This window comes from Microcoleus sp. AT3-A2, assembly GCF_036705685.1.
Lineage (GTDB): Bacteria > Cyanobacteriota > Cyanobacteriia > Cyanobacteriales > Microcoleaceae > Microcoleus.
Window position 1 is genome coordinate 1 of sequence record NZ_JAUBVF010000076.1, and the last position, 26,639, is coordinate 26,639.

Sequence of the window (26,639 nt, forward strand, 5' to 3'; positions counted from 1 at the left end):
CCACCTAAACGGGTCTCAGCTAACTATGTTATTCTACCATAAATATAGTCTGTGTACTTACGCCGAGCTGTACTAGGCGTCAACGATGGTGCAAAGGTTCTGTACTATTTTAGCTGTTTCTCTTGCACTTGCGGCTCGATCGCCCTATCTTCTAAGGCTTGCTGTGTAAACCTTTAGCTCATCATTCAGCAAGCCCTAAATAACAAATTAATTTGCTCATGACAACTCCCAAAATCAAAAGCTTCTACACAGACGGCGCTTGTTCTGGCAACCCAGGCCCAGGTGGCTGGGGTGCAGTAGTTTGCTTCGCCGACGGCAACTGTCACGAACTCGGAGGTGCAGACCCCCAAACCACTAACAACCGCATGGAAATGCAGGCGGCCGTCGCTGCGCTGGAATTTTTTGCCAATTCCGGTCAAACCGAACCAGTCACCGTTTACACCGACAGCGAATACGTTAAAAACGGCATCACCAAATGGATTCAAGGCTGGAAAAATAAAGGCTGGAAAACCTCAACGGGCAAAGATGTTGTCAACCAAGACCTCTGGCACCTGCTAGACAAGCTGAATTCCCGGCAAATCAAGTGGGAACACGTCCGCGGCCACTCCGGCGACTTCTACAACGACAGATGCGATGAAATCGCCCACAGCTTCTCGCACAATCTCACTCCCGAACTGCAACAGCAGAAACCAACTGTAGGCGAGGCCCGGGCGGGTACGGGGGCAACGCCCCTACACTTTGACAACACAATTGTTTCGGAAGAAACGGACGCAACTGGTAACAAAACGATAGAATCCTATGTCATAACTTCTGACCTTCCGATCTCCAACTCTACCATGATGGATTCAACTGCCGATACCCTGGAGAACTTGCCCCGCGAGGTGAGGGTTCAAGACCTCCGCAATCTGATCGAAACGTTGCACATCGCCGACGAGGTTGCTACGAAAGGCTACTTGATTACCAGTTCTGAACTGGCTGATTTGATGGATGTAAATGCCAGCGCTGTCACCAGTCGTGGAGACAACTGGGTTTGGCGAAATTGGGTAGTGTCGCGGGTGCGGCGCGAAGGCAACCAAATTCTCTGGCAATTAGAGAGAATCGACCACGTTAGTACAACTGATTAGTGGTTAGTCATGAGTTATTGGTTGATTAATAACTGATGACTAATGACTGTCTCAAAGCAAGATTTGGCAAAATTCCGTAGGGACACAACATTAGTTGTGTCCTTTTAGGAATAAAAAATAAATAAGTTGATGAATTATCGGTTATACTGAAAAAAGTGCGCTTATTGCAATTTTCACCCAAACAGAGATTAACTCACAACGGATTTTTCTACTCAACTACTCTAATTGGCGTTTAAACCCATGTCTTATTCTAATTCAATTGAGTCAGAAATGAAAAAATTTTATAAATCCTTATCAGAAAAGGATAAAAGAAGGTATGCAGCTATCGAAGCTCAAAAATTAGGATGGGGTGGAATTAGCTATGTAATGCAACTTTTGGGATGCAGTCGAAACACCATCGTCAAGGGAATAGAAGATTTAGAAAAAATGGACTCAGAGACACTAAAGAGTTCCAGGGTCAGAAAGAAAGGAGGGGGAAGAAAAAGTATTCTGTCTACTCAAATCGGCATTGATGCAGCATTTTTAGAAGTTTTAAAAAATTACACGGCGGGAGACCCAATGAATGAATTAATCAAAGGGACTAATTTGACCCATCAAGAAATAGCTGCGGGGAGCATGTCACTTTTGCAGTGAGTAATTATACTTATGAACTTTTTCCCTGATTTCCAATTAACCCGTTCAAGTAAGCACAACGATGAGCTAATACTTGCCCCACATGTTCTGATTTCCAACTAGCTCCTGATATTTTAATTCGTCTGGCTATTTGCTTAATCCCTGATTCTACCGCTCCTGAACCAATTGAACAGATGCCCTCAATAGAGAAAGCTTCATAGTTGATAATCCTTTGTTTGTGCTTTTCTAGATATTTGCAAAAATTCACTGCTGATGTTTTCTTGAGCTTTCTAAATAGAGCTGCCGCCCTCTCTACGTTCCCTTTCCACAAATATGCTTCTGCTTGCTTTACGTCTCTTCATTGAACCACCTACTTTCTGAAGATTTTGATTCAGATGATACCAATCGAGAATTTCTCTTCTGTTCTGTTCACAACTGATTTCCTTAAATATATTCCACACTCCATCATGTCCATCGCCCAAGCAAGTTATAGGTTTTGCTAGCGGTTGTTTATTTGCCCAATTAATGATGATATCATTTTTATTGAAACTAGCCACCATACCAGCTTCCGACACAATTGCTTATAGTCTTTCCATTCAGATTTTTGCCCTTTAGGTACCCTCAGTCGTACTTTTCCACCATCTGCACTTAGCTCTGAAATATCTGCTCTGGCGATGGGCTGGTGGAAGTCTTGATAATGTACTAATCTCTGTTGTGTTTTAGACGGAACAGTCACTCCCGTTAGATACTTAATATCTAGGGCTGCATGCTGATAAGAGACATTCGCACTCAGTCTTAAGCAACAGTTTTCTAAATGTGGACTCAACCTACTAGCACTACCGCAGCCTAGTTTATCTGCTTGCTTCTGGGTGATACTTAAATTACCTATGGTACTTTTTAAAGTCTTGATTCTTCCGGCTTTTGTACCGCTAGCTGAGCAGATAAAAAAAAGCCGATATGTGGTGTCACATGAGTCAATACTTGGTCTCTCACTGCGAGTTCAATATCTTCTAATGTCTGCAAGGCATCAGGATTAGAATCAGCATAAAGGATAGCAGAAATAGCATCTATAGCCTTTCTCAAAAAGATGAGGTACAATAACAGCAGTGTGTAAACCAGTTAAAAATATTTGATGATGTAACTTGCCCCAACGCAAACTCTATAGCTTTCCCTAATTCTTGATAATTAGCAGTCTTGATAGAACGGAGAATAATTTTAAATTTTGACCACAGATTTTCAATTGGTGAAAAATCTGGTGAATAAGGTGATAAGTATATTAATTTTGCCCCTTTCTTTTCGATAGCTTTTTTCACTTCTTCTCCCAGGTGAATTGGACAATTATCCATCACTACACAAGCACCTTTCCAGAGTTTTGGCACAAGTTTTCTGATAATAAAAGCTTCAAATGTAATTGCATCAGTTCCGCCTATTAGATTAACCGATGTCAAAATTTCATTAACTGACATTGCTCCAATTATTGTGACATTTTTGCCACGTTTAGTTGGTTTTGGACCCTTGGCTCTTTCACCCTTTAAAGACCTAGCATATAACCTAACCATCGCCAAATTAACTCCCGATTCGTCAATGAATATTAAGTCTTTCAAACTAATATTTTTAATTGTTTCCCAGAACTCACATCGCAGGATTTGAACTCGGTCGGTGCCTTTGCCTGAAGGGAATAGAGTTTTTTTTAACAGTAATATTTAAGAGCTTTATCATTCTTCCTATGGTAGCTCTACTAACGGAAAATCCGATTTTTCCATAAAGTAAATAACGGAGTTCTTCAAGAGTTGCATCATTATTTTCTTCAATCAATTGGGCCAAGATGAGTAGTTGCTCTGCATTGAGTTTGCCTTTGACTCCACATCTGTCAGTTCTCGGAGTAATGTTTTTTGTTTCACGATATTGTTTAAGCAATTTTTGTACAAAGCTGAGGGCTACAGAAAAACGCTTGGCTATTGCTTTTTGTGAAATGGGTTCAGCATGATAAGTATCAAGGATTTTTTGCCTAAAATCAATCGAATAAGCTTTCATTTTTAACAATGTATGAAGTTGGGTACAAGTAAAGGTGTTGTGAGTCAAGCAAATCGTGCTGTCACAAAAATGCTATTATGTGTGTTATCACTTTCGCGTGGCTTGTGCGTAACCATGTAATTATAGTTCATTTGATCTTATCTTCTCTGTTTGACCCTCACGAGTGAGTGTCAGTAACATTATACCTCATCTTTCTGAGAAAGGCTATATATGTGTTTTAATCGCCTTTTCTTGTTCGGGTGTCATGATTCTATCTCAACTGGGAAGTGGGAAGAGATCATAATTATCGCCTATTTTACTGATGATAGGTAAAAAAGTGATTGTAGTCTTTACCAGTATTTATACTCATAGCATAAGTGACACGCTCCCATAGCTGCGGGACTACGAGCGGCAGGTTTTACCATTAGTCTCCCATTACAGAAGTGTTGAATGATAGGAAAAGATTGCTAAAATTTGCCAAACAATGTATAATTGCAGAGTTATAAATTATTAATAATCAACTGAAATGCTATTTTCTAACTTCCCCAAAATTGTCAAACGGTATCTCGCCCATTTACCCAAAGATGATTATCCAGTTTTAGATAGCTTCACATTTGTCTCCTGCTGGCTAGGGTTTAGTTTTGACCAAAGTCTGGATACTATGCGTTCCCTATTTTGCCGTTTAAACAATCGAGATATTTCCCTAGATATATCAACTTTTTCCAAGGCTAGTAAGCATAGAGATATTGATGTTTTTGTAAAAATCTTTGAAAGATTACAAGCCGATATAAAACGTCAATTAATTAACAAAAATTGTCTCAGCTTATTCCCTTTAGATTCAACGATAGTTACCTTGACAAGTAAATTACTCTGGCAACAGGAATACCATCAAGTAAAATTATTTGCTGGAACGGACAATGAACGGGGAATAATTGATGGAGTACACATTCATTTTGGCCAAGGTCATGACAGTGAGCATGGAGATGAAACTATAGCAGCCACACCTCAAAATGGAGTCGCTGTAATGGATAGAGGTTTTTCTAGCTCTGAACGCGTTCAAGAATTAATGAAACAAGAAAATCAATATTTTGTACTACGAATTAAGAATAATTCTACTATCAACATGAAGGAGGAGGGAACTTATGAAGTGTGGAGTGACAAACGAAAAGTTCAAGTAAGATTAGTGACTTTTTCAGATTTAGAAACACGAACTGAATTTAGGTTTGTCACTAATTTACTGTAGTTTAGACTAACTAAAGATGAGAACGGTGGCTTTCAGAAGAACTAGAGCCACCGCGCCGGGAGAGAATGAGGGTGAAAAATAAAACCTATCCACTCCCTAAATGAACAGTGAACGATTAAAGGACTTTCGTCAAGCAGCATACGAATTATTGGTACTCGCGAAAGATGCAACATTCGAGCTGATGGATGCAGTGATGACCACCAGGAATGCGGCCTGTTTGGCAGAATTTTCACTCAGCCCGCTATTCAATCGTCAATGGCCAAGTATTTACGAAGCATTGCAAGACTGTAGGCCAGACCGGAAAAAACTGATGATGCTGTATCGAGAGGAATTAGAACAGCAAGTACCCGCAACAGAACATATATTAGTGGCAATTGACCACACTGCATGGGCGAGACCCGATGCCAAAACCTTAAAAGAGAGAACCCATGAATATCAGAATGGCGTAATTGTTGGACAGGGGTACAGTACAATTGCGTGGATACCAGAAGCACAAGGAAGTTGGGCATTACCCCTGCTCCATGAAAGAATTAGTAGTGGGTCTTCACCCATACTTCAAGCAGCTTCCCAACTCAAACTTTTCTGTGAACATAGCATCAATCCAGTCTTAGCAGTTTTAGATGCTGAATATGGGAATGCAAATTGGGTACTGGCGATAGCAGATATTCAAGCTGATTGTTTAATGAGAGTCCGAAGGAATGCGTGTTTGTGGTCAGCACCACCAGCCTATAGTGGTCGCGGTAGGCCACGGAAACATGGGCCGAAAATGAGACTCAACGACCCAACCACATGGCTCCAAACGGATACTGTGATTGAAATTGACGAACATCCAGGCTTGGGACAAGTCCGAGTCAGGCAATGGCTTGACTTACATTTCTATCGTGCCCCTGGACAAAGAGTCAATTTAATCCTCGTCGAAAGAATGAAGCCCATGTCAAATGGTCAGCCGTTTCCACCCTTATGGTTGGCTTGGGTGGGAGAACGAACTCTACCCTTAGAAACAGTCTGGTTCAAATATTTACGACGTTTTGGAGTGGATCATTGGTATAGATTTGTCAAGCAACGATTGCATTGGACTTTGCCTAACTTGAGAACTCCCGAACAATCCGAGCGGTGGAGTGATTTAATGCCATTGATGAGTTGGCAGCTCTGGCTAGCTAGGGATTTAGTGGTTGAGAATGTATTACCTTGGCAATCTGCTACGATTAATTTAACCGCTGGACGTGTTGCCCAATCAATGTTGTCGGTTTTAGTTGACATTGGTACTCCCGCAAAAATGCCCAAACAGAGGGGAAAATCCCCCGGCTGGGAAAAAGGAAAGGTACGTACCAAGGCACCGTGCTATCCCACTGTGAAAAAACGGGTTTCTCGACGCAAAAAGTATTCAAGATTAGTTATTTAATCTTCTCCCTCTTGAGTTTTTGAGTAACAGCTTGCCGGATATTCAAAGGTGGCTACTTTTAGCTGCAATCATTTTTTAGTCTAAACTACAGTAATTTACCTGAATCAGGAGAATTAGCATACACTAAGGTCGAAGTTGGAGAAATTTATCGAAGACGATGGCAGATTGAATTGCTGTGGAAATTCTTAAAGATGCATTTAAAATTAGCTCGTCTAATTACTAAAAATACCAATGGAATTAAGATCCAAATTTATGCCTGTTTGATTTGTTATTTGTTGCTTCAGTTGGTTAAAGTTCCTGATGAAATTGGACATAAACTCTTAGACAAGTTACGATATTGACAGGCTTTTATGTGTGAAAAAATCAGCTATATTCACTAGACCTCTTGCAAAAAAAATCTATGCTATAATAGAAAGTTTTCAATTTAATCCCCCTAGATCTAACTCATAATTATAAATTGCTGATAACAAATTACAACGCAGACCATAACGGCGGCGACGATTCCGATAACGACTCGACAAGATTTTAAAAATTTTCAGACTCCGGTTAACGTGTTCAATAACAATTCTTTCTTGTGCTAGAGCTCGATTGTAGTCTTTTTCTAAGAGAGAAAGTTTCCCATTTTTAGGTTTATTTCTAGGAATATAACTATTGGAATGATAATCTTTTATGCCTTGATACCCACTATCTTGTAAGCTATCTGTTTCGGGATGAAAATGGATTTTACTTTTTTTAAACAAGCTAAAATCGTGGCAATGTCCTTGCCCAAAAGCAGTGCAAATAATTACTCCTGTCTCTTGATTAATGACCAATTGAGTTTTGAGGGTATGACATTTCTTCTTGCCTGAATAATATTTCTTCTGTTTTTTTTTTGGTCGTTCAATAGCTGTTTCTGTGACATCGATCGCCACGACTGCTGGATAATCAGAGTTTTTGAGTAATGCTTTTTTCCCAGGAAGACGGAATTTTCCAGTTTTCATTAAAGTTGATTCGATGTCAATTACAATTCGGCTTCGGGTTGATTCAGATACTCCCCAATTTGTCGCAATATGAAAATATGTTCGATATTCTCGCCAATATTCCAATGCAACTAAGACCTGTTCTTCAAGAGTTAGGATAGTCCCACGCCCTCTTCTGTCTTTATGATTTTCTGACCTGAATTCTTCCAAGGCTTTAACCATTACTTTTAAAGTCTCAATTTTGACACCAAATCTACGTTTAAATTGATGAGATGTCAAATTTAGATAAGATTGATTTTTCATGATTTACTGATTGTGCAACAACCAATATAAGTTTCTAGTATCTTATCCTGTTTCTAGCAAGGCAAGAGTAAAAATAAGTTAAGAGTTGGGATTCAATCCAGTAAAGCAAAACTTTCCATTATATCATAAAATTATTTTGCAAGAGGTCTACTGTTTAAGGAACTTGTTTTCAATTGCTAAAATCAGCAGTTTATAGGATTCGTATGTCTATTTTCAGAATCCTATCAATAAGCGTTCAACACTTCTGGAGGAATTGGTTTACTCACTGCTGTTATTGTAACTCATCTTTATGAGAAACCCTATAAAAACTCAAAACTCTTTTCGATGAACCAGAGTTGCACTAGCTTGGTCTGTGGGAACTAGCAAGATTTCGCTAATATTGACGTGGGGCGATCGCGTCGCGCAAAAATACACCACATCGGCTACATCGTCCGCAGTCAGAGGTGTTAATCCTTGATAGACATTTTTTGCTTTTTCTGCATCGCCATGAAACCGGACATTACTAAATTCTGTTTCCACCAAACCCGGCTCTATTTCCGTCACCCGCACTGGTGTTCCCAAAAGGTCTTGTTTCAACCCTTCGGAAATAGCTCTCACTGCTGCTTTGGAAGCACAATAAACATTACCTTTCGGATAAGTTTGGCGGCCTGCTATTGAGCCGATATTCACTACGTGGCCGCGGTCTCGGCTTACCATTCCCGGCACGATCGCGCGAGTCATGTAAAGCAACCCTTTAACATTGGTATCAATCATTTCTTCCCAATCTTGAAAGTTACCTTCGTGCAGTTTGTCTAAACCACGGCTCAATCCCGCATTGTTAATCAGAATATCGACGTTTTTCCAGGCATCGGGAAGCGCAGCTATCGCCGATTCGACTTGAGGGCGATCGCGCACGTCCAATTCTAGCAAATAAATCTCGTTCGCCGATGCGATGGATTTTGTTTCTACAAGTTCGTTTGCCAGTAGATCGAGCTTTTCAAGACGGCGGGCTGCTAAAATTAGTTTGGCTCCACCTTTGGCGAATATCTTGGCACAGGCTGCTCCGATACCGCTACTCGCACCTGTAATGAAAACAATTTGGTTTTGAAGAGAAATCATTTTTTGTCAGTTGACTGTTGACGGTTGACTGTTGACTGTTGTCATTGGTTATTTGTTAGTTTAGTTATTTGTTAGTTGTTATTTGCTATAGCCCTTATCGCTATAGTGAGGTATGTTTAATTCCTTGAATGAGATTTTTTTTATCTTCAAATATGTACCTCGTGTGACTAATAACCGCTATACCACTTACCACTTACCACTTACCACTTACTAATCACCAATCACCCATTACCATGCCCCATGCCCCATGCCCATAACACCTATTTTATTACTTGACAACCCGCAATCGCACACTAACTGTTGCAATTCCACCTTGTCGCATCAAAACTGCTGAAACCCACCGATTTTCAGGTGTAGCCGGAGCTTTACCTACTTTAAAAATTCCCCCGGCATTTAGCAACTCCAGCTCGACTTCTGAGGGATTAAAAAAGGTTTTTTCGGTAATGGGTTCCTCCAAAACAGTCCCTATTAAAATATCATCGCCGATCGGCTCTCGAACAATGGCATCAAAATGGTAGTCTTCGCCCACCTTAACTTGCTCCGGCAAATTCACTTCAATTGTGGGAGGATTTTCGCCAGAACTAAGCTGAGTTTGTTCTGCTAAAATCTCTTGACTAACTATTTTTTCACCTTCAAAGCGCTGCTGGGAACGGATGGTAGCTTTGAGAGTTAATTCTCTGCCATCCTTTTTTTGAGTGCCGGCAATTGTAGTTATGGTTTCCGCAAGAATCGCGCTACCTTCGGTTTTCCAAGATTTGATCTCGGTGCGGTAATTTAAACTCGGATATCGCTCCCAGAGTTGAGTGAGGGCTTTTTCCATGCTTTGGCTGTTTAAGCCGTCAGAATGAGTGAAATTCGGGCTGTAAAATGCCATGACTGCTTTGACATCGCGCCGGTTGGCCGCTGCGTCAATTTCTGTTAGCAGTTTTGTGAGTGGGGCGGGCGCATTTTCAGGGGTTTGGGCGATCGTTTGGGGACTCGCCCCGATCGCACTGATCGCTCTTACCGCCGTAGGATGCAGCACGCCAGCACTTACCACTGTTAAACATAACAACATTTGAGCGATCGACTGCCCGCCGTTAAAGCCAAAAACGATCGCCCGTTGGCGCAGCCCTCGAAGAAAATCGGCTTTTTCGTCCCGACGGCTGGAAAAATACTGAGATACACTTGGCACTAAATTCAAAAAATTACGCATTAGATGATAATTTGGTTATTTGTCAGGAGTGGTAGCGCGGGCAACTGTTCGCCTGCAACGAAAACTGACAACGGAAGGACGGACACGGCACAATCTAATTTTAGATTGCTGATTGAAAATTGGCTGAAACTGCCGGAATAATAAGCATAATAATCTAAAACCTCAAATATAAAATTGATCGACCTGTGGAACTTGTACTTGTAAAAGAAACAAAAACCTTGACAAAAGCCCCCCTCCGGTTGTTGGTTGCAGCTAGCGGCACTGGTGGACATTTATTTCCTGCGATCGCCACCGCTGGCCAGTTGAACGACTGTCAGATCGAATGGCTGGGAGTCCCAGACCGCATGGAAACCGAGTTAGTTTCATCCCTTTACCCCCTCCACACGATCGCCGTCGAAGGCTTTCAGCAGCGATTTGGACTCGGTACACTGCGAATTTTGGGCGGACTCGCCGGCTCGATCCTTCAGGTGCGGAAGTTGCTCAAAGCGGGCAATTTTCAGGGAGTGTTTACTACCGGCGGTTACATCGCGGCACCGGCAATTCTGGCGGCCCGTTCTTTGGGTTTGCCGGTGATTCTCCACGAATCTAATGCCATTCCGGGGAAGGTGACGCGCTGGTTTAGTCCTTTATGCACTGCTGTGGCGATCGGATTTGAAGCCGCAGCCCAGCATTTACCTCGCGCGAAAACCGTGGTTGCTGGTACGCCGGTGCGATCGCAATTCCTCGCCCCCCAACCTCTAAATTTGCCAATTCCTGACAGCGTACCAGTTATTTTAGTCATGGGCGGCTCTCAAGGTGCTGTCGCAGTCAATAAGTTAGTGCGCGAGTGTGCTCCGGCTTGGTTTGATGCGGGTGCTTGGGTGGTTCACCTCACCGGAAATAATGACCCCGATGCTGAGAGTTTGAAACACGAGCAATATTTGTCAATGCCATTTTACGACAATGTGGCTAGTTTGTTGCAGCGAGCCAATTTAGCAATTAGTCGATCGGGCGCGAGTGCTCTGACAGAATTAGCAGTGACGGGCGTACCTTCTATTTTAATTCCTTTTCCTCACGCGGCTGACGACCACCAAAGATTTAATGCGGAAGTATTTGCTAAAGCCGGCGCCGCCGTGGTATTCCGTCAAAGCGAACTGACAGCAGATGTGTTGCAAAGCAAAGTGTTGTATTTGTTAAGAGATTCCGAATATTTGGAAAAAATGTCTAAAGCTGCTGCTCAATTAGCGGTGACAGACAGTACAGAACGTTTGGCTAATTTGGTGAGGGAATTGGTGGTGCAGTGATAGTTTTTAGGAGTTTTAACCGCAGATGAAGGCTGATCAACGCAGATTAACGCAGATGAAGGCTGATGTTTTAGACGACGATATGGGAGTGGATGAATTTAACTACTGATTCTAATCCTTCTTTGGTCTTCAGGTTAGTAAAAACAAAAGGTTTGTCGCCGCGCATTTTTTTCGCGTCCCGCTCCATCACGCCTAAATCTGCTCCTACATAAGGGGCGAGGTCTATTTTATTAATTACCAACATATCAGATTTAGTAATGCCTGGCCCGCCTTTGCGGGGAATTTTATCGCCTGCAGCGACATCGATTACGTAAATTGTTAAATCTACTAACTCCGGGCTAAAAGTTGCCGCCAAGTTATCGCCGCCACTTTCGACAAATACTAAATCTAAATCAGTGAATTTTTGTTCTAACTCTTCTATCGCTACTAAGTTAATAGAAGCATCTTCGCGGATGGCTGTGTGGGGACAGCCTCCCGTTTCTACGCCCAAAATTCGATCGCTCTCTAAAGCTTGACTGCGAACCAAAAACTGGGCATCTTCCTGAGTATAGATATCATTGGTAACTACAGCAATCTGGTATTGCTGCCGCAGCGCTTTGCACAAAGCATCCAGTAAAGCAGTTTTGCCCGAACCAACCGGCCCAGCAATTCCTACACGAAAAGCACCCATAGCGATTTTAGATTTTAGATTTTAGATTTTCAGATTTTCAACTGCGAAACAACCGAGTGTACTGAGTTTCGTGCGCCATACTAGCCAGTCCTAATCCCCAACTGCAACTAGCCATATCATCATCTTCTAATTTTAAAACTTCTTGCGCCGTACAACTAATTTGAGACTGCAAATCTAACAGCAACTGCTGACCGGCTGTTTGACCGAGGGGAATAAGTTTCACGCCCGCACTCGCCAAATTTGCAGCCCAACTGTACAAATATCCTAACACGGCCGCTTCTTCTTCAATCTGCCAGTTGGCGGCGGCAATGCCAAAGCCGATCGCCAAATTGCACTGATTGCCGCCAAATTCCACCAAATCTTTTACACTTGTTGTTAACCCAGAAGAAACGGGCGATTCCCTGCGGGATAGCTTCGCTTCACGCAAATCGAGCAGCAACCTGACCAAGGTTCGCCCCATTTGCCAACTTTGCAAGCGCAACTCTTCTGTTTCCTTAGCAGCAGTAGCCCAAGCATTCCAGTAATTCAAAGCCGTCAAATCCCCAATCTGTGCCGCCCTCAAAGCCCGTACCACCACAGCAGCTTCTACTCGTACAGCCCCGAATTGCAGCGAATTTTCTAACCAATTCCTTAAAGTAATCTCGCTGTCGATCGCACCGGTTTCTACCAGGCTTTCGATTCCCTCAGAATAACTATAAGCTCCCACAGGTGCAAAAGCTAGCTGCAATAAACATAAAAGTTGATTGTTGAGGGTTGACTGTTCACTGTTCACTGTTCACTGTTATTTGTTGACTGTTATTTGTTGGTTACAATGCCCAATGCCCAATGCCCAATGCCCAATGCCCAATGCCTAATGGCTGTGCCCATAAGCGCCCATTTCTGGCTGAAAGGGCACAATTTCCTCTGTTACTTCCAAACCCATTTTTTCAAGCATTCCCTGCAAAACAGAGTCGGGAGAAAGCCTTAAATAATTATCGGCAACTTCTAAAGCTACGTGACGGTTTCCTAAATGATAAGCCGCCCGCATCAGTAGCAGCGGACTTGAGGCCCGCGCTGTCAGCACCGATTCGGGTTTTGCACTTACCAGTACCAAACAGCTACCGTCTTCCGACTGCAATAAATCCCGATCGCGCAGTACCGTACCTCTTGGCAAACTCAGGTGCAGCCTTTCCCCCGTTTCTGTCTCGAATCGGTGGCGGCTGCGAGTGCGATCGTCCGCTGTCATCGGTAAACTAAAGCTGACAACAGCATCGGGATTTGCAGGTAAATGTTTGGTGAAAGTTAGCATTTTTTTATTTTATTCCTCAGAGCAATTCACTTGACATTTAGTTTTTGAGGAATATCTTTTTTATAGCCGAAGGAATAAGGAAGACAGAAGTTCCAATCTTCAGCTCATGTTTCAGGAATTAAAAACGTTTTAATGGTCTTGGCGATCGCTATCTCTCATTCCGATTTACAGCCCGTTGAGAAATATTCATCTCTCTGACCGCTCCCGATCTGGTTTCTATACCAAATTTATGTTATTTTGTCAAGCACTTGATCACAGACGATCGCTTTTTTTTCAAAAAATTTTGCCTACCGTCTAGGAACTCGAACAATTTAAATCTCCAATATATTCTTGGGGGGAGGTAGCGCTTAGGCATCCTGCCTGCCCTTAACAAGCTTTTATGGAGAAGTCTAATAGAACGGGAGAGGAAGAAAGACTCAAACCCTCAAGCTTATTGATTACCCGCTTGTTGCAGTCGCAGGAGCTCGGCTTGAATTCGCTGTTTGACTGCCGGGTCCGCTTGCTGAAGCAAAGTAAGCTGGTTGAAGCGACTAACTGTCAAACCATTGGTTTCGATAACTTTTTTAGCTTGTTGGCAATAATTCACCGCGATGCCGCGAACACCACCAGACAACCTATTGATTTCCTGAGTTTCGTTGCACACTACTCTGGGAACCGAGCCCCCAGCCATTCCTTTAATTTCATTATAAGCTTCCACCCGTCTGGGTTCTATTGCCAACACAGCACGAGCGTAGCTAGTAATTTCTTCGCTGCTAATTTCTTGAGCTTGGGCGGCAGATCCGAAAACAAGGTTTGGGGATTGTCCATACAAACCGGGCGCCCATCCGCTAGCTAAAGTTGCTGCAGAAATGATGCCAAGCAACAGCGATTGTCGCAGCATCCGGTTTATGCCAAATTTAGAGGTGTTTAGTGAGGTGTTCATGGTCGTCGGTGATTGATTGCGTGTAGATAAAAATGACACAGCGCTTGGAGGCTCAATCTTTTTGAATAATGTGGTGGGTAAAAAGTTCCTGCCGTTGGTGACTATTTTGAATTCCAGCAGGATGCTTTGGGAGTGGCTACGACGATCGACTTTTTAGCAAATTCGATAATTTCATTCTAACATCTGTGGGAAGTTGACAAAATTCAAACTTTAGATAGTAATTTTAATTACCGATCGTTCCCCAATTGCCTCTCCGAATGATTCTAAAAGCGCAAATATTAAATAATTCTAAAAGTTATTGACAAATTACTCGCCTTAATTAGTCTCATCAAGGTACGCGCTAGCCAAGCTATCTTCCCACAGGGGTTCCCGTAGGGTAGGGTAGGGTAGCGTCTGGAAGGCTAGGCCAATCGATTTTAGATTTTAGATTTTAGATTTTAGATTTTAGATTTTAGAATTGAAGCATTGACCCCACAGATAAATTGGGGGGTTCCTTTATCGGATACAGGTTTTTTATTTCTGGGTCCTGAGTCTGCGAAGGAATGAATCCGGGGGCTTGTATCCTGGATGCTTTCGGTCAAAGTTAGCAGCAATCGCACTCATCAATTGCGGCGATGATTTATTTAATGTTAAGCGGTGGTGCATTTGTCGATCGAGAAAATCCCCCGCTGGTTTGGCTGCTGGCGGAGCCAGAGCCACAACAAAAATCATGTTTTACTACCCGAAGATAGAGACAGCTGCAGGGAACTAGACATTAAAATCTTGTTATAAAAATGCGCGCTATCTGTTTTCGCCAGTCAACGCGCAGGTCTTCGATTCCAGTTCTCGCTTCCTCCAGTTTGGGGCTGTGAAAACTTGTCTGGGAGTTACCCAGAAACCTGGTTTTTCTACGAAATAAAATTGTTAGAGCCACCAGCAAGAGCAGACAAACCCGGAAATATGGAATTTTTGACCCACAGTTTTCTTGTCATCTCGACCGCAGATAGCGAACTTTGGCAAGCCTTCTCGCAGCAATTTAACAATTATTAATTACCCATTGCCCATGAAAAGTCAAAAAGAACTTTGGCGAGTTATCCTCGCAGTAGCTATCAGTATTGTAGGCGTGCTGCACTTTGCAGTACCCGCACCTTTTATCAGAATTGTGCCACCCCAGCTTCCTTACCCGGAAGCCTTGGTTTATATCAGCGGTTTTTTCGAGATTTTGGGGGGAATTGGGCTGTTAGTTCCTCCTGTCAGCAGGGCGGCGGCGTGGGGATTAATTGCCTTGTTTATTGCCGTGTTTCCAGCTAATATTAATCAAGCCGTCAACAACATTCCGATAGAAGGGATTCCCCACAACCAATTACTGTATTGGTTGAGGCTGCCTTTTCAAGCTGTCTTCATTGCTTGGGCCTGGGTTTATACCCAACCAGACGAAGGTAAACCCCGGGCTTCTATAGTTCCAGATAGAACAGAAAACGCCCGATGAAGCAGTTCGACTACCATGCGGATTTTAAGAACATCGACTTTCGACAGCACCCGGAACTTTATCGGGTAGGGAAAGGAGAACAGGGAGTGCTGTTGGTTGAACCCTACAAAGGAGAAATTCTGCCTTTCTGGAGATTTAAGACTCCTGAAATTGCCAGGGAGTCCAGCAGCAAAATTTACTCCTTGTTTTTAGAGTATCTCGATCGCGAAGATTTTGTTGGGGCCGACATGGCCCGCAAGTTCTTGCAGATGGGGTATACTCGATCGCGTCGCTACGCCAACCACAAAAGCGGTCGAAAATACCAGCAAAACCCTCAGAAGCTGAAGTCTGTTGCTGAGCAAAGCGCCGCTCGAAAAGATATTTTGCCACTACAAGCAGATCCGGTGAAAGCAGAATCCGCAGCCATTTTTCAAGAGAAATGGCTGCTGGCCAAAATCAATGAGAAATATCTCGAACTTTTAGCCAGACACCGGCAGATGTACGAATCTTATTTAGTCAACGCTGAGGATTGACATACATTTACAAAAACTCAGAACTTACACTTTAGCCCCGTCGGCAGCAGTGTATTTGTGCTTGCCTATCTGCGCCGCACCTATTTGCGTGACCCTACTATTTACTCGTCATCTTCTTCTGTTTGCCACTGTCGCCAAATTTCAAAGGCATTAAAGCCCCTGTATTGCAGGTAATTCAAGACTTTGCCCTTGGTTTTCGGATCTGCTTTCCCCCAAGTATCGATCTTGTATTTCCGCATGACTTTGGCTTTTAATTCGGCCAGTTTTTCTGCTTCGGAGTCCTGATTTTCGGCAATTTCTTCTTCCCAGACTTGCTCGAACAAATCGTTGGTAATTCCTTTTTGCAGGCACTTGCGCTTGATGGCAGACTTACCGTATTTGCCTGCAGCAGAGGCGATCGAGTTTGCCACCAAGCGAGTGTCGGACTGATAGCCGCGGTCTTGAATTTGCGCGATCGCCTCCAATATTTCCTCATTGCCAAAACCTTTCTCTTGCCCCTTTTTGCGAAGTTCAGAGGCACTGTAGTCTTTGCGGGACAAGAGAAAATAGAAATAGTCAAGACAGCTCATCAGTTAAATCGAAGGGTGGCGCGCAAATACTCGTGTAGCGAAGCCAAATCCAGTCGCCTTGCTATCGGCTGACTGCATCACGCGCGGCGAAGCTATCCCGCAGGGAATCGCCTCTATTCTTCTGTATCCTCCTCTTCATCATCCACATCCACATCCGGTCTGTCCACATCGATCTGAATCAAGCGAATGTGCTTGTATCCGAGCTTAATTTCAAACTCGTCTCCCGGCTTTAATCCCATTTCTTGGGTATAATTTGCCCCGATCACGATCGAACCATTCTTGTGAACGCTAGCTCGATAACTCGCTTCTCGTCCGCGTCCGTCTGCTTTAGACTTCTCTAGCTCAATGCCCTTAGCAGCTAACACTGCATCGTAAAACTCAGCCAGATTAATCCGGGTTTCTCCACTTTTGCTGACAGTGAAGTAGCCGCAAAGCTTTGCAAGTTCTCTGCGCGGCAAATCACTGCCTTTGATTTTTTGAAGCAGACCTTTTCCTGTTAAGGGTGCTGTAGCTGTTTCTGCCATTGACCGTACCTCGCTTATTGGACTTTACTTATATCAATTACAACACATTAGATTAACTTTGTTTCACTGTCAATACTAAGAATTCTGAATATTAAGATTCTGGATAAATTTCTGCAGCCTCAAGACTGGGGGTGCAAGTAAGGATGCTCGAAGGGCGATCAATTTGCTGATCGCGGCCCAAATCCTTGCGTAACCCTCCGAGCGATCGCGCGGGAAATTATTGTGGCAAATTAAATGCTTTACTTTTTTACACTAAAGTCTGTTCCCTGCATTCACCAATCCTCGATTGTGTCTGTGGTCAAGGTAAAAACAAGACAGCCATGAATCGAAATACCTAGAGCGCGGCCGCTGCAAATCTGCCGAAAGCATTTACCGGTCGGGGTTAACTTTTACCTCAACAAGGGGAGGCAGCACTTGTTCAAGGGTGCCCCTGCCAGCTACTTGCAAAACCAGTTTACAAAAATAATCCAACTGTAGGCAAGCTCCAAACCCTTATAGAATAAGTCATTCCCAATTCTTCAATCTAAAATCTAAAATCTAAAATCTAAAATGGTATAAAACCTATTTTTCGGGCGGGAAATCCCCTCACAACCCCAAATACCAACGAGCAATCTTCTATTAAGGTGTTGGGCATATAACTTGCACAGAACGCAGTCTGGGGAAGGCAATCCGCTAAAAATTGAAAGAAATTTCACCTGTTCGGTGAACGGGTTTAAGCTAGAACCAGACTCAATGGGCGCGGCGGCAGAAACATCGGGCAGCCACTAAGAGGGGAATAGTTTTGATCTGGTGAGATTGCTTCGCGACTCTTAACACTTCGCCAGGAATCAGTAGATTTCTACGGGGAACTCGGGAAAATCTTCCTCCTCCGGCCCCAAGCCAGAGAATTTGAGGTTATTTCCACAGGGGAATTGAAAAAGATCGAGTTAAATGCACAACGGCTTAAATGTTTGATGCACAACAAATTAGCAGCGGTTCCCGACATGGAGTTTCGATGGAAATGTATTGGTTTCGACTCGTGGCTTGTAAACTGCCATACTCTCAAAATTTATGCACCAACTGAAAGGGCGCGTCAAACTCACAGCCGCTTCCATAATTAATTATTGTGAAATATAGCAAGGGCGCTGACGGTGAGGACGTTCTTAATGGTGACAACTCTGGCTTTTATTGTCTTGTGCCGAATGACTAATGCTCCTGCTGCCGAATCAGCCCGCCCAAAAACGCATACAAGCAACCGACTCCTGTCGTGGAGAGATCAAAATTTTAGACTCTTGTTCAAGCTTCCAGATTCATCTGTGGGGTAAATCTAAAATCTCCAATTGTTCGACTCAGGGCTCAAGCCGAAGTCTAAAATCTACAATCGACTGACGAATTTCATATCAAACAGTCCCGGACTTACTCTCTCGACGAGAAACCCGGTTTCTTCCTAGATGCTTGGTTGCGCTGCTGCTTATTTTCGGTAAAAACCGACTTGATGAAGGTAAGTCCGAGATTCGATCGAGCAGTATACTTTTGATCACTGTGCCAGCGGCAGCCTATAACGAATGACCAGCAAAAACCCCACCCAGTTTGGAGCCAGGCCAAGAGGGTCTACATTCAGCATTGCAGTCGGCGATCGCTTTTAGTGACGTTGTTGCAGGTAATTTTGCGACAGGGGAGTCCGTACTGCCGGCAGTAACTCTTCAGGTTTCGTGCCTCGCTGGTTCGAGTACCGCCACCCAAAAAAGCCAGCACTCAAAGCAACGGGCAACAAGCAAAGCATCAGGGCGACAGATTTTTTCAACCCCGGTTTTTTTAACGGTTTCTGAGTCGCTGCAGCGGCGCGAGTTGCTTGGATCACCGAACACTCAGAATTAGGAATAGAGGACGGCGAAGCCGTCGGTGAGTTCGGTGAATTAGCAGCATCGGGTCGATCGTTCTGGTGAACCCAATCCCGACGATCTTTTAATTGGTTGGGATATTCCCAGACTTCGCCGTCAGAATTGTCTGACTCATGCGATCGATTGGCTGAGATTGGGGGGTATTGGGCGATCGCCGAAACCGAAGACGGAGCCTTCCATTCTGTACCCGCGAGCGCCGGTTGCGTTCCCGACGCGATTATGTGCACCATAGAACCGGATGTCGCACTGTGGGCTGGGCCGCCGGTCAAATAGCCGTCAAAGTCCGGGTGCTGGTAGAGAATGGGCAAAGCCCAGTATAGCTGGTGAGAACCGTAGGCAGAAATTAGCCCAGCTCTGGCCCGGCTCAGGCTGAGATCGACTGGATAGCCTTGATTGAGGTTGCGGTAAAACAACCGCGTCAGAGTTAGGGCTACATCGTCGGGGATGCTTTCTGCCATTGCTAGCACTGCCGGAATGCCCCGCTTGACTAGAGCTTCGGTTAAGTTCCGTTCCGGGCTGTCGTCCGCGAGGTTTGAGGGGTCGCCGTAGGCGCCGCGGCAGGAGTTGAACACGGCCATCTGAATACCGTTGTTAACGAGCAATCCAGCTAAGTCGTCGCCACTGAGGGTTTCGGTTAAGCCAGTACGGCTGCTGACTAGGTAGAGTTCGCCACCTCTGGAACCTAAGTTGCTGTGGCCTGCGTAGTGCAGGACTTGGTAGTGTCCTTGTTCTAGGGCTTGGGTAAGTTGTTCTCGATCGGGCTGTTCGAGAATAGTCAGTTGAATTTCCGGGGAGTGGGGGCTGTTTTTGAGAGGATTACCCGTGCGGTTTTCGAGTTCTTGTTGCAGGTGGAGCACTTCTCGCTTGAGCTGCAAGCTGTCTCGATCGCTCGGAGAGGCGATCGCCATTAAAATTTTTAGTGGCCCGCCACTAGGCAGTATCCGGGTTTGCTTGAACAAACTTGTACCTGGTTGGTAGCGAGAAAACACGACATCGGTGCCGGTTGCCAAAGGGCGATCGCCTGCGTGCAGAACTTCCCACGGCAGACGCGGCAAGCGTCGGCCTTTGAGTCCGAGTCGCAGTTGCAGCACTTCTCGGCGGTGCTGGGCGATGCCTTGAGCGCAAGTCCAGCTATCGCGCAAGTTTCCTTGAAACAGCCCGCTGTATAATTGTTGCCCCAGGGCTACTAAATTCGGCGCACAGTTGTGTCCTGAACGGGAGATCCCGCGACCCGCAAAACTGCTTCCCTGTACTGCTTTTCCCTGGAGCAAGCCCACCAGCGGGTCGTTCATCAGTTGAGCAGACAGTGCAAGCCATTCGTCGATCGGCCAGCGGACTTGTTGTTCGGCTAAGGGTACACCGGGTGCAACCCTTTCTGTCCGCACTAGATATTCGTCGTCCCCAACAGGGGTGACTGAGAGTTGAAATTCCTGGCTCACGGATTTAGCGCCCTCCCGCCTTAATTCTGAACTTGCCTGCGTCTTTGTGGCTAGCAATAGCACTCGGCAACATATTTTTTACTCTTTTAATCAAAGTTTCTGAATTCGCTTCCCCCGATCGGGCGATCGCTAGGGTCATATATATTTGTTCAAACACTTTGAGGATATAAAAGTTGTACTTTAATAACAGTTTATTAGTTTTGATTGCCCTGTGGCTCGATGAAAGCCGAATTTTCTCCAATCTTGCTATCTTTGACATTTTGCACCTCTACCGCAGACCCCTTTAGATTCGTCGTGAACTTGAGTTTCTCCTTGCTGAGTAAAGTTAAATTGGAGGCACTTTACCAGGCGGATCTCTAGTTCTTATTAAAATTACTTCGGCTCTCGCCAACCGCTTTCAGGGTAATATCGCAGGCAAAGTTGAGTATTTCTTTTTTTTTTGCGATCAGTCGATCGGTCTTTACCGCTTATCCTGTACCACCAACCCCCCATGTGTAATCTTGATTTTGTGTCAATTAATTAATTGGTCAGCCCTGGGTTCTCATCCGTAAGCCCTCCGCCCTCATCCTTAAGACCTCAGTGGCGATCGATAATCGATAGTTGACGATCGATAATTGCTAATAAGTTATTGCTAATTTCCCGCTTTTATGATATAGAAAACTTTTAATTTAACTCTCTTAATCTAGTTAAAGTTAAGCAGCAAAAATAAACGTAAGCAGCTAAGAACTCTCAACAATACAACGGCAATCAAATTATTCCGGTACTCTCCAGCAACCATCATTTTTGGCATCTAGAGGATTACGCCTCATCAGGCCGGTTTCTCGGAGAATTCTTGGATTTGGTAGCGAAGCCTCTACAAAGCAACTGGGTTTCGCAGCCTCGCTGTGGGTCATTCTCGCTCAAAATGCCGATCGAGCTTGCAACTGTCACCAAAAACGAATTCTGCCCTATTACTACTTTTTGGCACTTTTTGCAATCTGTCTTGAGATTGATATATTTTGGCAGAATTCTTAGTATTGATCCGAAAAAAATTTTTTCTCAGTTCGCGAGGTTTCCTAGAATCGAGAAAAAATTGTGCAACTAAAAATTAGAACAAATATTTGCCCGGGCGAAGTATCTAAATTTATAATTAATCATCGGGAACTAAAATTAGAAGCGTGCAGTCGTTTAGTGAAGAGATTCAAATCCTAAGTCAGGGAAGGATTTGTCAAAGCTGGGAGTGTTACAAAACTTCAATACACCCAGCCCAGCTCGGAAAAAATGCAAGGGAAAAATTTGGGGGATACAGGTTTTGGGTAGTTATTTAGGAGTTGTCAGTTGCGAGTTTAAATTCAGCTAAATCACTGTAGAAATTACGTAGAGAATCTACAATAAGGGGCCCTTCGGCGCAGCTTACTGTAGAAATTACCGAGAACATCTCAAATGCTCGGCGCTTCGGCGCAGTAATTACAGTGTAGGTTGCGGATCAATTAATTTTGGTAGCAATTGCAGAATATAAAACTCGCAACAGAGCGAAAAAAACCTTGCTGTTTAAGTGGCATCTATAATAGTAAAGATGAGGAAACCAGCTCCTCTAGCAGGCGAAAGCATGAAGTTAAAAAAAATTCTTCTGCAGCCTCCTGTTTGCTGATAAATTGATTCTAAGAAGCTTACCATTTTTTTGGAAATATCAACGATGGAACTACTTGAAGAACAGGGAACACTTTTTGCCTTTCAAGATGAAACAGGAATTCCTGAGATGACAGAGACAGATCCCAAGTTGTTTACTACACCGATCCCCTCCGATGACGGGGTGGATTTAGGCAACAACAGCCCTCCAAATTCCGCTCCGGACTTACGCGACTTAATTCAGGTAGCGCTCACCGAAAACACCGCGGACATTAACGCCTTATTTCCGGATCAGTCTAACGGTGGACCCGAAACAGGTGCTACTGATGACAGCCAAATGGCGGAATCTACCAGCGTACTAGAAGAAGGTGTGGGCGACATAGATGACTTAGACGATGGCAGCGGCATCGAGCCCGGAACCGTCATCGGTACTGATGACGATGACTTAATTGTCGCCACCGGCGATCAGGACAAGATATTCGGCAAAAAAGGCAAGGACGAAATCAGAGGAAACCGTGACAAAAAAAATAAAATCTACGGCGGTAGGAATGACGACGATTGCGAGGGCGGCGATGACGACGATGAAATAAGAGGCGATCGCGATAAAGACAACGTTAAGGGCGGCAAAGGCAACGACACCCTTAACGGCGGTAAAGATAACGATACCGTGATGGGCGGCGAAGGCAACGACGACTGCGAAGGCGATGACGGCGATGACTGGGCCAACGGCAACCAAGGAAAGGATAAGGTTAAAGGCGGCGCCGGCAACGATAGCATCTACGGCGGCAAAGACGACGACGATTGCAAGGGCGACGAAGGCAACGATAACGTCCGGGGCGATCAGGGCAACGATACCGTTAGCGGCGGCGAAGGCAACGATACCGTTAACGGCGGCAAAAATAACGATACCGTTACCGGCGATGGCGGCAGCGACGTTTGCAGTGGCGACGACGGCGACGACAGCGTTAGCGGCGGCATCGGTAACGATACCGTGAGTGGCGGTGGCGACAGCGACGTTTGCAGTGGCGACGACGGCGACGACAGCGTTAGCGGTGGCACCGGTAACGATACCGTGAGCGGCGGTGGCGACAGCGACGTTTGCAGTGGCGACGACGGCGACGACAGCGTTAGCGGTGGCATCGGCGACGATAGCGTGATGGGCGGTGCCGGCAACGACGTTTGCACTGGCGACGAGGGCGCCGACAGCGTTAGCGGCGGCGACGGCGACGACAGCGTGATGGGCGGTGCCGGCAACGATACCCTCGTTACTGGCGGCGGCAATGACATGGCAGACGGCGGCGACGGCGACGACAGCGTTAGTGGCGGCGGCGACGGCAACGATACGCTGATGGGCGGCGACGGCAACGATACGCTGATGGGCGGTACTGGCAACCATACCTGTATAGGCGGTGCTGGAGCTGACGTTTATGTCGTGAGTAACAGTAACTCTCAGGCAAGTGCAGTCATCACTGACTTCGAGGACGGCAGCGACAAGTTTCTGCTGTTTGGCGACTTGAACTTTAGCAGCTTGACCTTTATACAAATCGGTGTCAATACCGAAATTCGGGTCAATAACTTCGCCTTGGCGCTATTGTTGAATGTCAACGCAACGCTGATCACTGCGGCCGACTTTTTGGGAGTTAATCCTCAAACTCCAACTCCAACTCAACCTCAAACTCCAACTCCAAATCAACCTCAAACTCCGATTTTTAACCCTGCGCGAGTGGAAGCTAATAATGGCTTGATTGCTGGTTCTGACGGCGGCGCGCAAACTATTACTTCTGAGTTGTTGCGGTATGTCGATGACGAGCAAGGTCCTGGCGGCACAGTCTTCAAGCTAACCGAGCTGCCCGATGCTACAACCGGCCAACTATTGTTGAATGGAGTCCCAGCACAAGTCGGTTCTACCTTCTCTCAAGCAGACATTAACGCAGGCTTGTTAACTTTCAAAGCGGCAGTAGGTTTTTTCGGTGCGCTTAGTTTTAGTTTTGACGTTGACAACGGCAAAAGAACTCTCATCAACCAGCGTTTTAGCTTGGATGTCCAGCAAAATGTCTTTAAGTTTGGTGGCACTACAGCACCTCAAGTTATTGTCGGTTCTGCGACGCTGGATAACGACATCGAAGGCAGCGATGGTGACGATGATATTACAGCCGGCAAAGGCAAGGACAAAATCATCGGCGGCAAAGGCAAGGACAAAATTAAAGGCGGCGATGGCGATGACGATATCGACGGCGGCGATGACGATGATGATATCGAAGTTAGCCTAGGCAAAAACAAAATAAAAGCAGGCAAAGGCAACGACAAAGTTAAAGGCGGCGATGACGATGACGATATCGACGGCGGCGATGACGATGACGATATCGACGGCGGTAAAGGCAAAAACACACTAAAAGGAGGCTTGGGCAAGGACAAAATTAAAGGCGGCGATGATGATGACGATATCGACGGCGGCGATGACGATGACGATATCGACGGTGGTAAAGGCAAAAACACACTAAAAGGAGGCTTGGGCAAGGACAAAGTTAAAGGCGGCGATGATGATGACGATATCGACGGCGGCGATGACGATGACTCGATCGACGGTGGCCTCGGCATAGACAAAATCATCGGCGGTAGTGGCAATGACACATTAACCGGAAATGAGGGCGATGACTCGATCGAAGGCGGTCTAGGAACCAATAATCTGAGTGGGGGTAATGGGAAGGATACCTTTATTTACCTCACTTCCCGCCAAGAGATTCAAACAGTTGTAGAAGCTGACTTTATTACTGACTTTAATGTCGATGACGATGTTTTACAGCTTTCTACCGCAGCTTTTGGTAATCTCAGCGTTTCTAGTTTGACCCGACTGGAGATTACTGCTACTTCTACTGTTGGGTCGATCGGCAGCGCTAATTTGCTCGACTTTAGTGCTGATATCACCGTTAACAGCATCACCAGTTTGCAAGCGCGGTTTACAGCTTTGGGTGGCAACTTAGACGCGCCTACTTTCTGTCAGTTTACAGATGCCGAGACCGGCCGTGCTGTACTGGTATTTAGTGTTGCGGGGCGCTTTGAAATTGTGACCAGTTTCTCAGTCAACATTCGCCTGCAAGTCAGTAACTTTGTCTTCATCGGCGACCCACTAATTATTCCTGTCGGTACTGCTGGTGCTGACAATGTGGATTTCACCACTTCTCCGGCCCCAGTTAATTACGATGGCTTAGCAGGCGATGACAAGATTGTCGGCAGCAATTATAACGATAGCCTCAAGGGCGGCGACGGCAACGATACCATCACCGGCGGCCTCGGTTTAGATGTCATAAGCGGTGGCAGTGGTGCGGATCTGTTTGTTTACAGGACAACTAAAGAAGGCGGCGACAAAATTTCCGACTTTACTGTTGGGGTAGACAAATTCGAGTTTAGCGCGAGCGCTTTCGGCAATTTGACTACGACTAACTTTGACGGTGTTAGCGGTTCAACTCCTGACATTACTGGCAAAGAGTTCGTGATTTTCACAGGTGGCAGTTATGCCTCTTTGGAAGCTGCACAAGCTACAGCCCTGGGCAATTCTACAACTGCTGGTTTCTTCGCCTTTACTAATGGCTCAAACGAAACGGTGTTGTATTTTGACTCGAACGGTACCGTAGCCGGTGGTTCTACCTTGATTGCGAATCTGGGTACTGCTGCTAGCAATCTGGGAACGGCGGACTTTGTATTTACAGGTACGATCGCATCTCCTGATAGTGGTACTACTACCAACTCAGGCAGCGTTGTTGATTTAACTGCTGCTGGGAACACTTACCCAACCGACTTTAACAATTTCGGTTCAGGTGTTGGCGGTTACAACTTCACCACTCCTGTCTTGTTTACCGGAAATGCTGATGCTAACAGCGTCACGGGTACTGAGTTTGCTGACATCTTCAGCGGCGGCAGCGGTGCAGATATTCTGACTGGCGGTGCTGGTGCGGATCTGTTTGTTTACAAAGCAACAGGCGAAGGCGGTGATACGATTACTGACTTTACCTCTGGGGTAGACAAATTCGAGTTTAGCGCGAGCGCTTTCGGTAATTTGACTACGACTAACTTTGACGGTGTTAGCGGTTCAACTCCTGACATTACTGGCAAAGAGTTCGTGATTTTCACAGGTGGCAGTTATGCCTCTTTGGAAGCTGCACAAGCTACAGCCCTGGGCAATTCTACAACTGCTGGTTTCTTCGCCTTTACTAATGGCTCAAACGAAACGGTGTTGTATTTTGACTCGAACGGTACCGTAGCCGGTGGTTCTACCTTGATTGCGAATCTGGGTACTGCTGCTAGCAATCTGGGAACGGCGGACTTTGTATTTACAGGTACGATCACGTCTTCTGATACTGGTACTTCTCCCACTGGTACTACTACCAGCTCCGGCAGCGTTGCTGATTTAACTGCTGCTGGGAATACTTTCCCCGTCGCCTTTAACAATTTTGGTTCAGGTGTTGGCGGTTACAACTTCACCACTCCTGTCTTGTTTACCGGAAATGCTGATGCTAACAGCGTCACGGG

At 45.2% G+C, this 26,639-nt stretch carries 20 protein-coding genes and 2 pseudogenes; 9 read left to right on the forward strand and 13 right to left on the reverse strand.

All coding sequences use genetic code 11. The annotated features are described in order from the left end of the window. The first annotated feature begins 218 nt into the window (after positions 1-218). Complete coding sequence (gene rnhA, locus QUB37_RS26250) at positions 219-1,124, forward strand: ribonuclease HI (RefSeq protein ID WP_333167741.1); 906 nt, start codon at positions 219-221, stop codon at positions 1,122-1,124. Between the two features lie 240 nt (positions 1,125-1,364). Beyond that, positions 1,365-1,757, forward strand: a complete 393-nt coding sequence (locus QUB37_RS26255) for a hypothetical protein (protein ID WP_333167743.1) — start codon at positions 1,365-1,367, stop codon at positions 1,755-1,757. Between the two features lie 10 nt (positions 1,758-1,767). Here the strand turns inward: QUB37_RS26255 and QUB37_RS26260 are convergent. Both QUB37_RS26260 and QUB37_RS26265 read right to left on the reverse strand, forming a co-directional pair. Continuing rightward, positions 1,768-2,843 (reverse strand): annotated as a pseudogene (locus QUB37_RS26260) (ISKra4 family transposase). Beyond that, positions 2,816-3,770, reverse strand: a protein-coding gene (locus QUB37_RS26265; protein WP_333167745.1) for an IS630 family transposase whose coding sequence is annotated in 2 segments (ribosomal slippage) — positions 2,816-3,428 and positions 3,427-3,770 — 957 coding nt in all. Because the reading frame shifts where the segments join, the coding sequence is not laid out codon by codon here. The pseudogene QUB37_RS26260 and the gene QUB37_RS26265 overlap by 28 nt, the downstream one beginning before the upstream one ends. 505 nt (positions 3,771-4,275) lie before the next feature. On the opposite strand from QUB37_RS26265, the gene QUB37_RS26270 reads away from it, so the two are divergent. The 3 genes and pseudogenes from QUB37_RS26270 to QUB37_RS26280 all read left to right on the forward strand — a co-directional run. After that, positions 4,276-4,992, forward strand: a complete 717-nt coding sequence (locus QUB37_RS26270) for a transposase (RefSeq protein ID WP_333167747.1) — start codon at positions 4,276-4,278, stop codon at positions 4,990-4,992. Positions 4,993-5,092: 100 nt separating this feature from the next. Next, positions 5,093-6,394, forward strand: coding sequence for an NF041680 family putative transposase (locus QUB37_RS26275; protein WP_333167750.1), 1,302 nt, complete (start codon positions 5,093-5,095; stop codon positions 6,392-6,394). 89 nt (positions 6,395-6,483) lie between these two features. Continuing rightward, positions 6,484-6,732: pseudogene (locus QUB37_RS26280) on the forward strand (transposase); the annotation flags it as partial. An 81-nt stretch (positions 6,733-6,813) separates the two neighbouring features. Here the strand turns inward: QUB37_RS26280 and QUB37_RS26285 are convergent. The 3 genes from QUB37_RS26285 to QUB37_RS26295 form a co-directional block, all read right to left on the reverse strand. Continuing rightward, entirely contained in the window at positions 6,814-7,656 is an 843-nt protein-coding gene (locus QUB37_RS26285) for an IS5 family transposase (RefSeq protein ID WP_333167752.1), read from the reverse strand. 309 nt (positions 7,657-7,965) lie between these two features. Continuing rightward, positions 7,966-8,754 (reverse strand): SDR family oxidoreductase, encoded by a 789-nt coding sequence (locus tag QUB37_RS26290; RefSeq protein ID WP_333167754.1) that lies wholly within the window; start codon positions 8,752-8,754, stop codon positions 7,966-7,968. A 268-nt stretch (positions 8,755-9,022) separates the two neighbouring features. Beyond that, complete coding sequence (locus QUB37_RS26295; RefSeq protein ID WP_333167757.1) at positions 9,023-9,949, reverse strand: nuclear transport factor 2 family protein; 927 nt, start codon at positions 9,947-9,949, stop codon at positions 9,023-9,025. 218 nt (positions 9,950-10,167) lie between these two features. Between QUB37_RS26295 and murG the strand changes: the two genes are divergently transcribed. Beyond that, complete coding sequence (murG, locus tag QUB37_RS26300; RefSeq protein WP_333167759.1) at positions 10,168-11,232, forward strand: undecaprenyldiphospho-muramoylpentapeptide beta-N-acetylglucosaminyltransferase; 1,065 nt, start codon at positions 10,168-10,170, stop codon at positions 11,230-11,232. A gap of 70 nt (positions 11,233-11,302) precedes the next feature. On the opposite strand, the gene ureG is transcribed toward murG, so the two are convergent. The 4 genes from ureG to QUB37_RS26320 all read right to left on the reverse strand — a co-directional run bounded on the left by ureG (position 11,303) and on the right by QUB37_RS26320 (position 14,112). Further along, positions 11,303-11,902 (reverse strand): urease accessory protein UreG, encoded by a 600-nt coding sequence (gene ureG, locus QUB37_RS26305; protein WP_333167761.1) that lies wholly within the window; start codon positions 11,900-11,902, stop codon positions 11,303-11,305. A 37-nt stretch (positions 11,903-11,939) separates the two neighbouring features. Beyond that, positions 11,940-12,674 (reverse strand): urease accessory protein UreF, encoded by a 735-nt coding sequence (locus tag QUB37_RS26310; RefSeq protein WP_333167763.1) that lies wholly within the window; start codon positions 12,672-12,674, stop codon positions 11,940-11,942. 78 nt (positions 12,675-12,752) lie between these two features. After that, positions 12,753-13,190 (reverse strand): urease accessory protein UreE, encoded by a 438-nt coding sequence (gene ureE, locus QUB37_RS26315; RefSeq protein WP_333167765.1) that lies wholly within the window; start codon positions 13,188-13,190, stop codon positions 12,753-12,755. A 430-nt stretch (positions 13,191-13,620) separates the two neighbouring features. Beyond that, entirely contained in the window at positions 13,621-14,112 is a 492-nt protein-coding gene (locus tag QUB37_RS26320) for a DUF4168 domain-containing protein (RefSeq protein WP_333167767.1), read from the reverse strand. Positions 14,113-15,154: 1,042 nt separating this feature from the next. On the opposite strand from QUB37_RS26320, the gene QUB37_RS26325 reads away from it, so the two are divergent. Together QUB37_RS26325 and QUB37_RS26330 are read left to right on the forward strand one after the other, a co-directional pair. Next, positions 15,155-15,580, forward strand: a complete 426-nt coding sequence (locus tag QUB37_RS26325; RefSeq protein ID WP_333167769.1) for a DoxX family protein — start codon at positions 15,155-15,157, stop codon at positions 15,578-15,580. Then, the gene (locus QUB37_RS26330) at positions 15,577-16,092 is read left to right on the forward strand and encodes a DUF4385 domain-containing protein (RefSeq protein WP_333167771.1); all 516 of its coding nucleotides are present in this window, start codon (positions 15,577-15,579) and stop codon (positions 16,090-16,092) included. Before QUB37_RS26325 ends, QUB37_RS26330 begins: the two co-directional genes overlap by 4 nt. Positions 16,093-16,193: 101 nt before the next feature. On the opposite strand, the gene QUB37_RS26335 is transcribed toward QUB37_RS26330, so the two are convergent. From QUB37_RS26335 to QUB37_RS26350, 4 genes are all read right to left on the reverse strand, one after another. Then, positions 16,194-16,661 carry a regulatory protein RecX gene (locus tag QUB37_RS26335; RefSeq protein ID WP_006634375.1) on the reverse strand — a complete coding sequence of 156 codons (468 nt, stop codon included), beginning with the start codon at positions 16,659-16,661 and terminating at the stop codon, positions 16,194-16,196. A gap of 113 nt (positions 16,662-16,774) precedes the next feature. Further along, on the reverse strand, positions 16,775-17,185 hold the full coding sequence (locus tag QUB37_RS26340) for an AbrB family transcriptional regulator (protein WP_172184952.1): 411 nt from the start codon (positions 17,183-17,185) through the stop codon (positions 16,775-16,777). Between the two features lie 1,621 nt (positions 17,186-18,806). After that, positions 18,807-20,504: a CHAT domain-containing protein gene (locus QUB37_RS26345; protein WP_333167774.1), complete on the reverse strand. Its 1,698-nt coding sequence runs from the start codon at positions 20,502-20,504 to the stop codon at positions 18,807-18,809. 4 nt (positions 20,505-20,508) lie between these two features. Then, positions 20,509-20,763, reverse strand: a complete 255-nt coding sequence (locus tag QUB37_RS26350) for a hypothetical protein (protein ID WP_333167776.1) — start codon at positions 20,761-20,763, stop codon at positions 20,509-20,511. A gap of 1,416 nt (positions 20,764-22,179) precedes the next feature. Between QUB37_RS26350 and QUB37_RS26355 the strand changes: the two genes are divergently transcribed. Then, the coding region (locus tag QUB37_RS26355; protein WP_333167777.1) for a cadherin-like domain-containing protein at positions 22,180-26,639 on the forward strand (4,460 nt) is incomplete at its 3' end.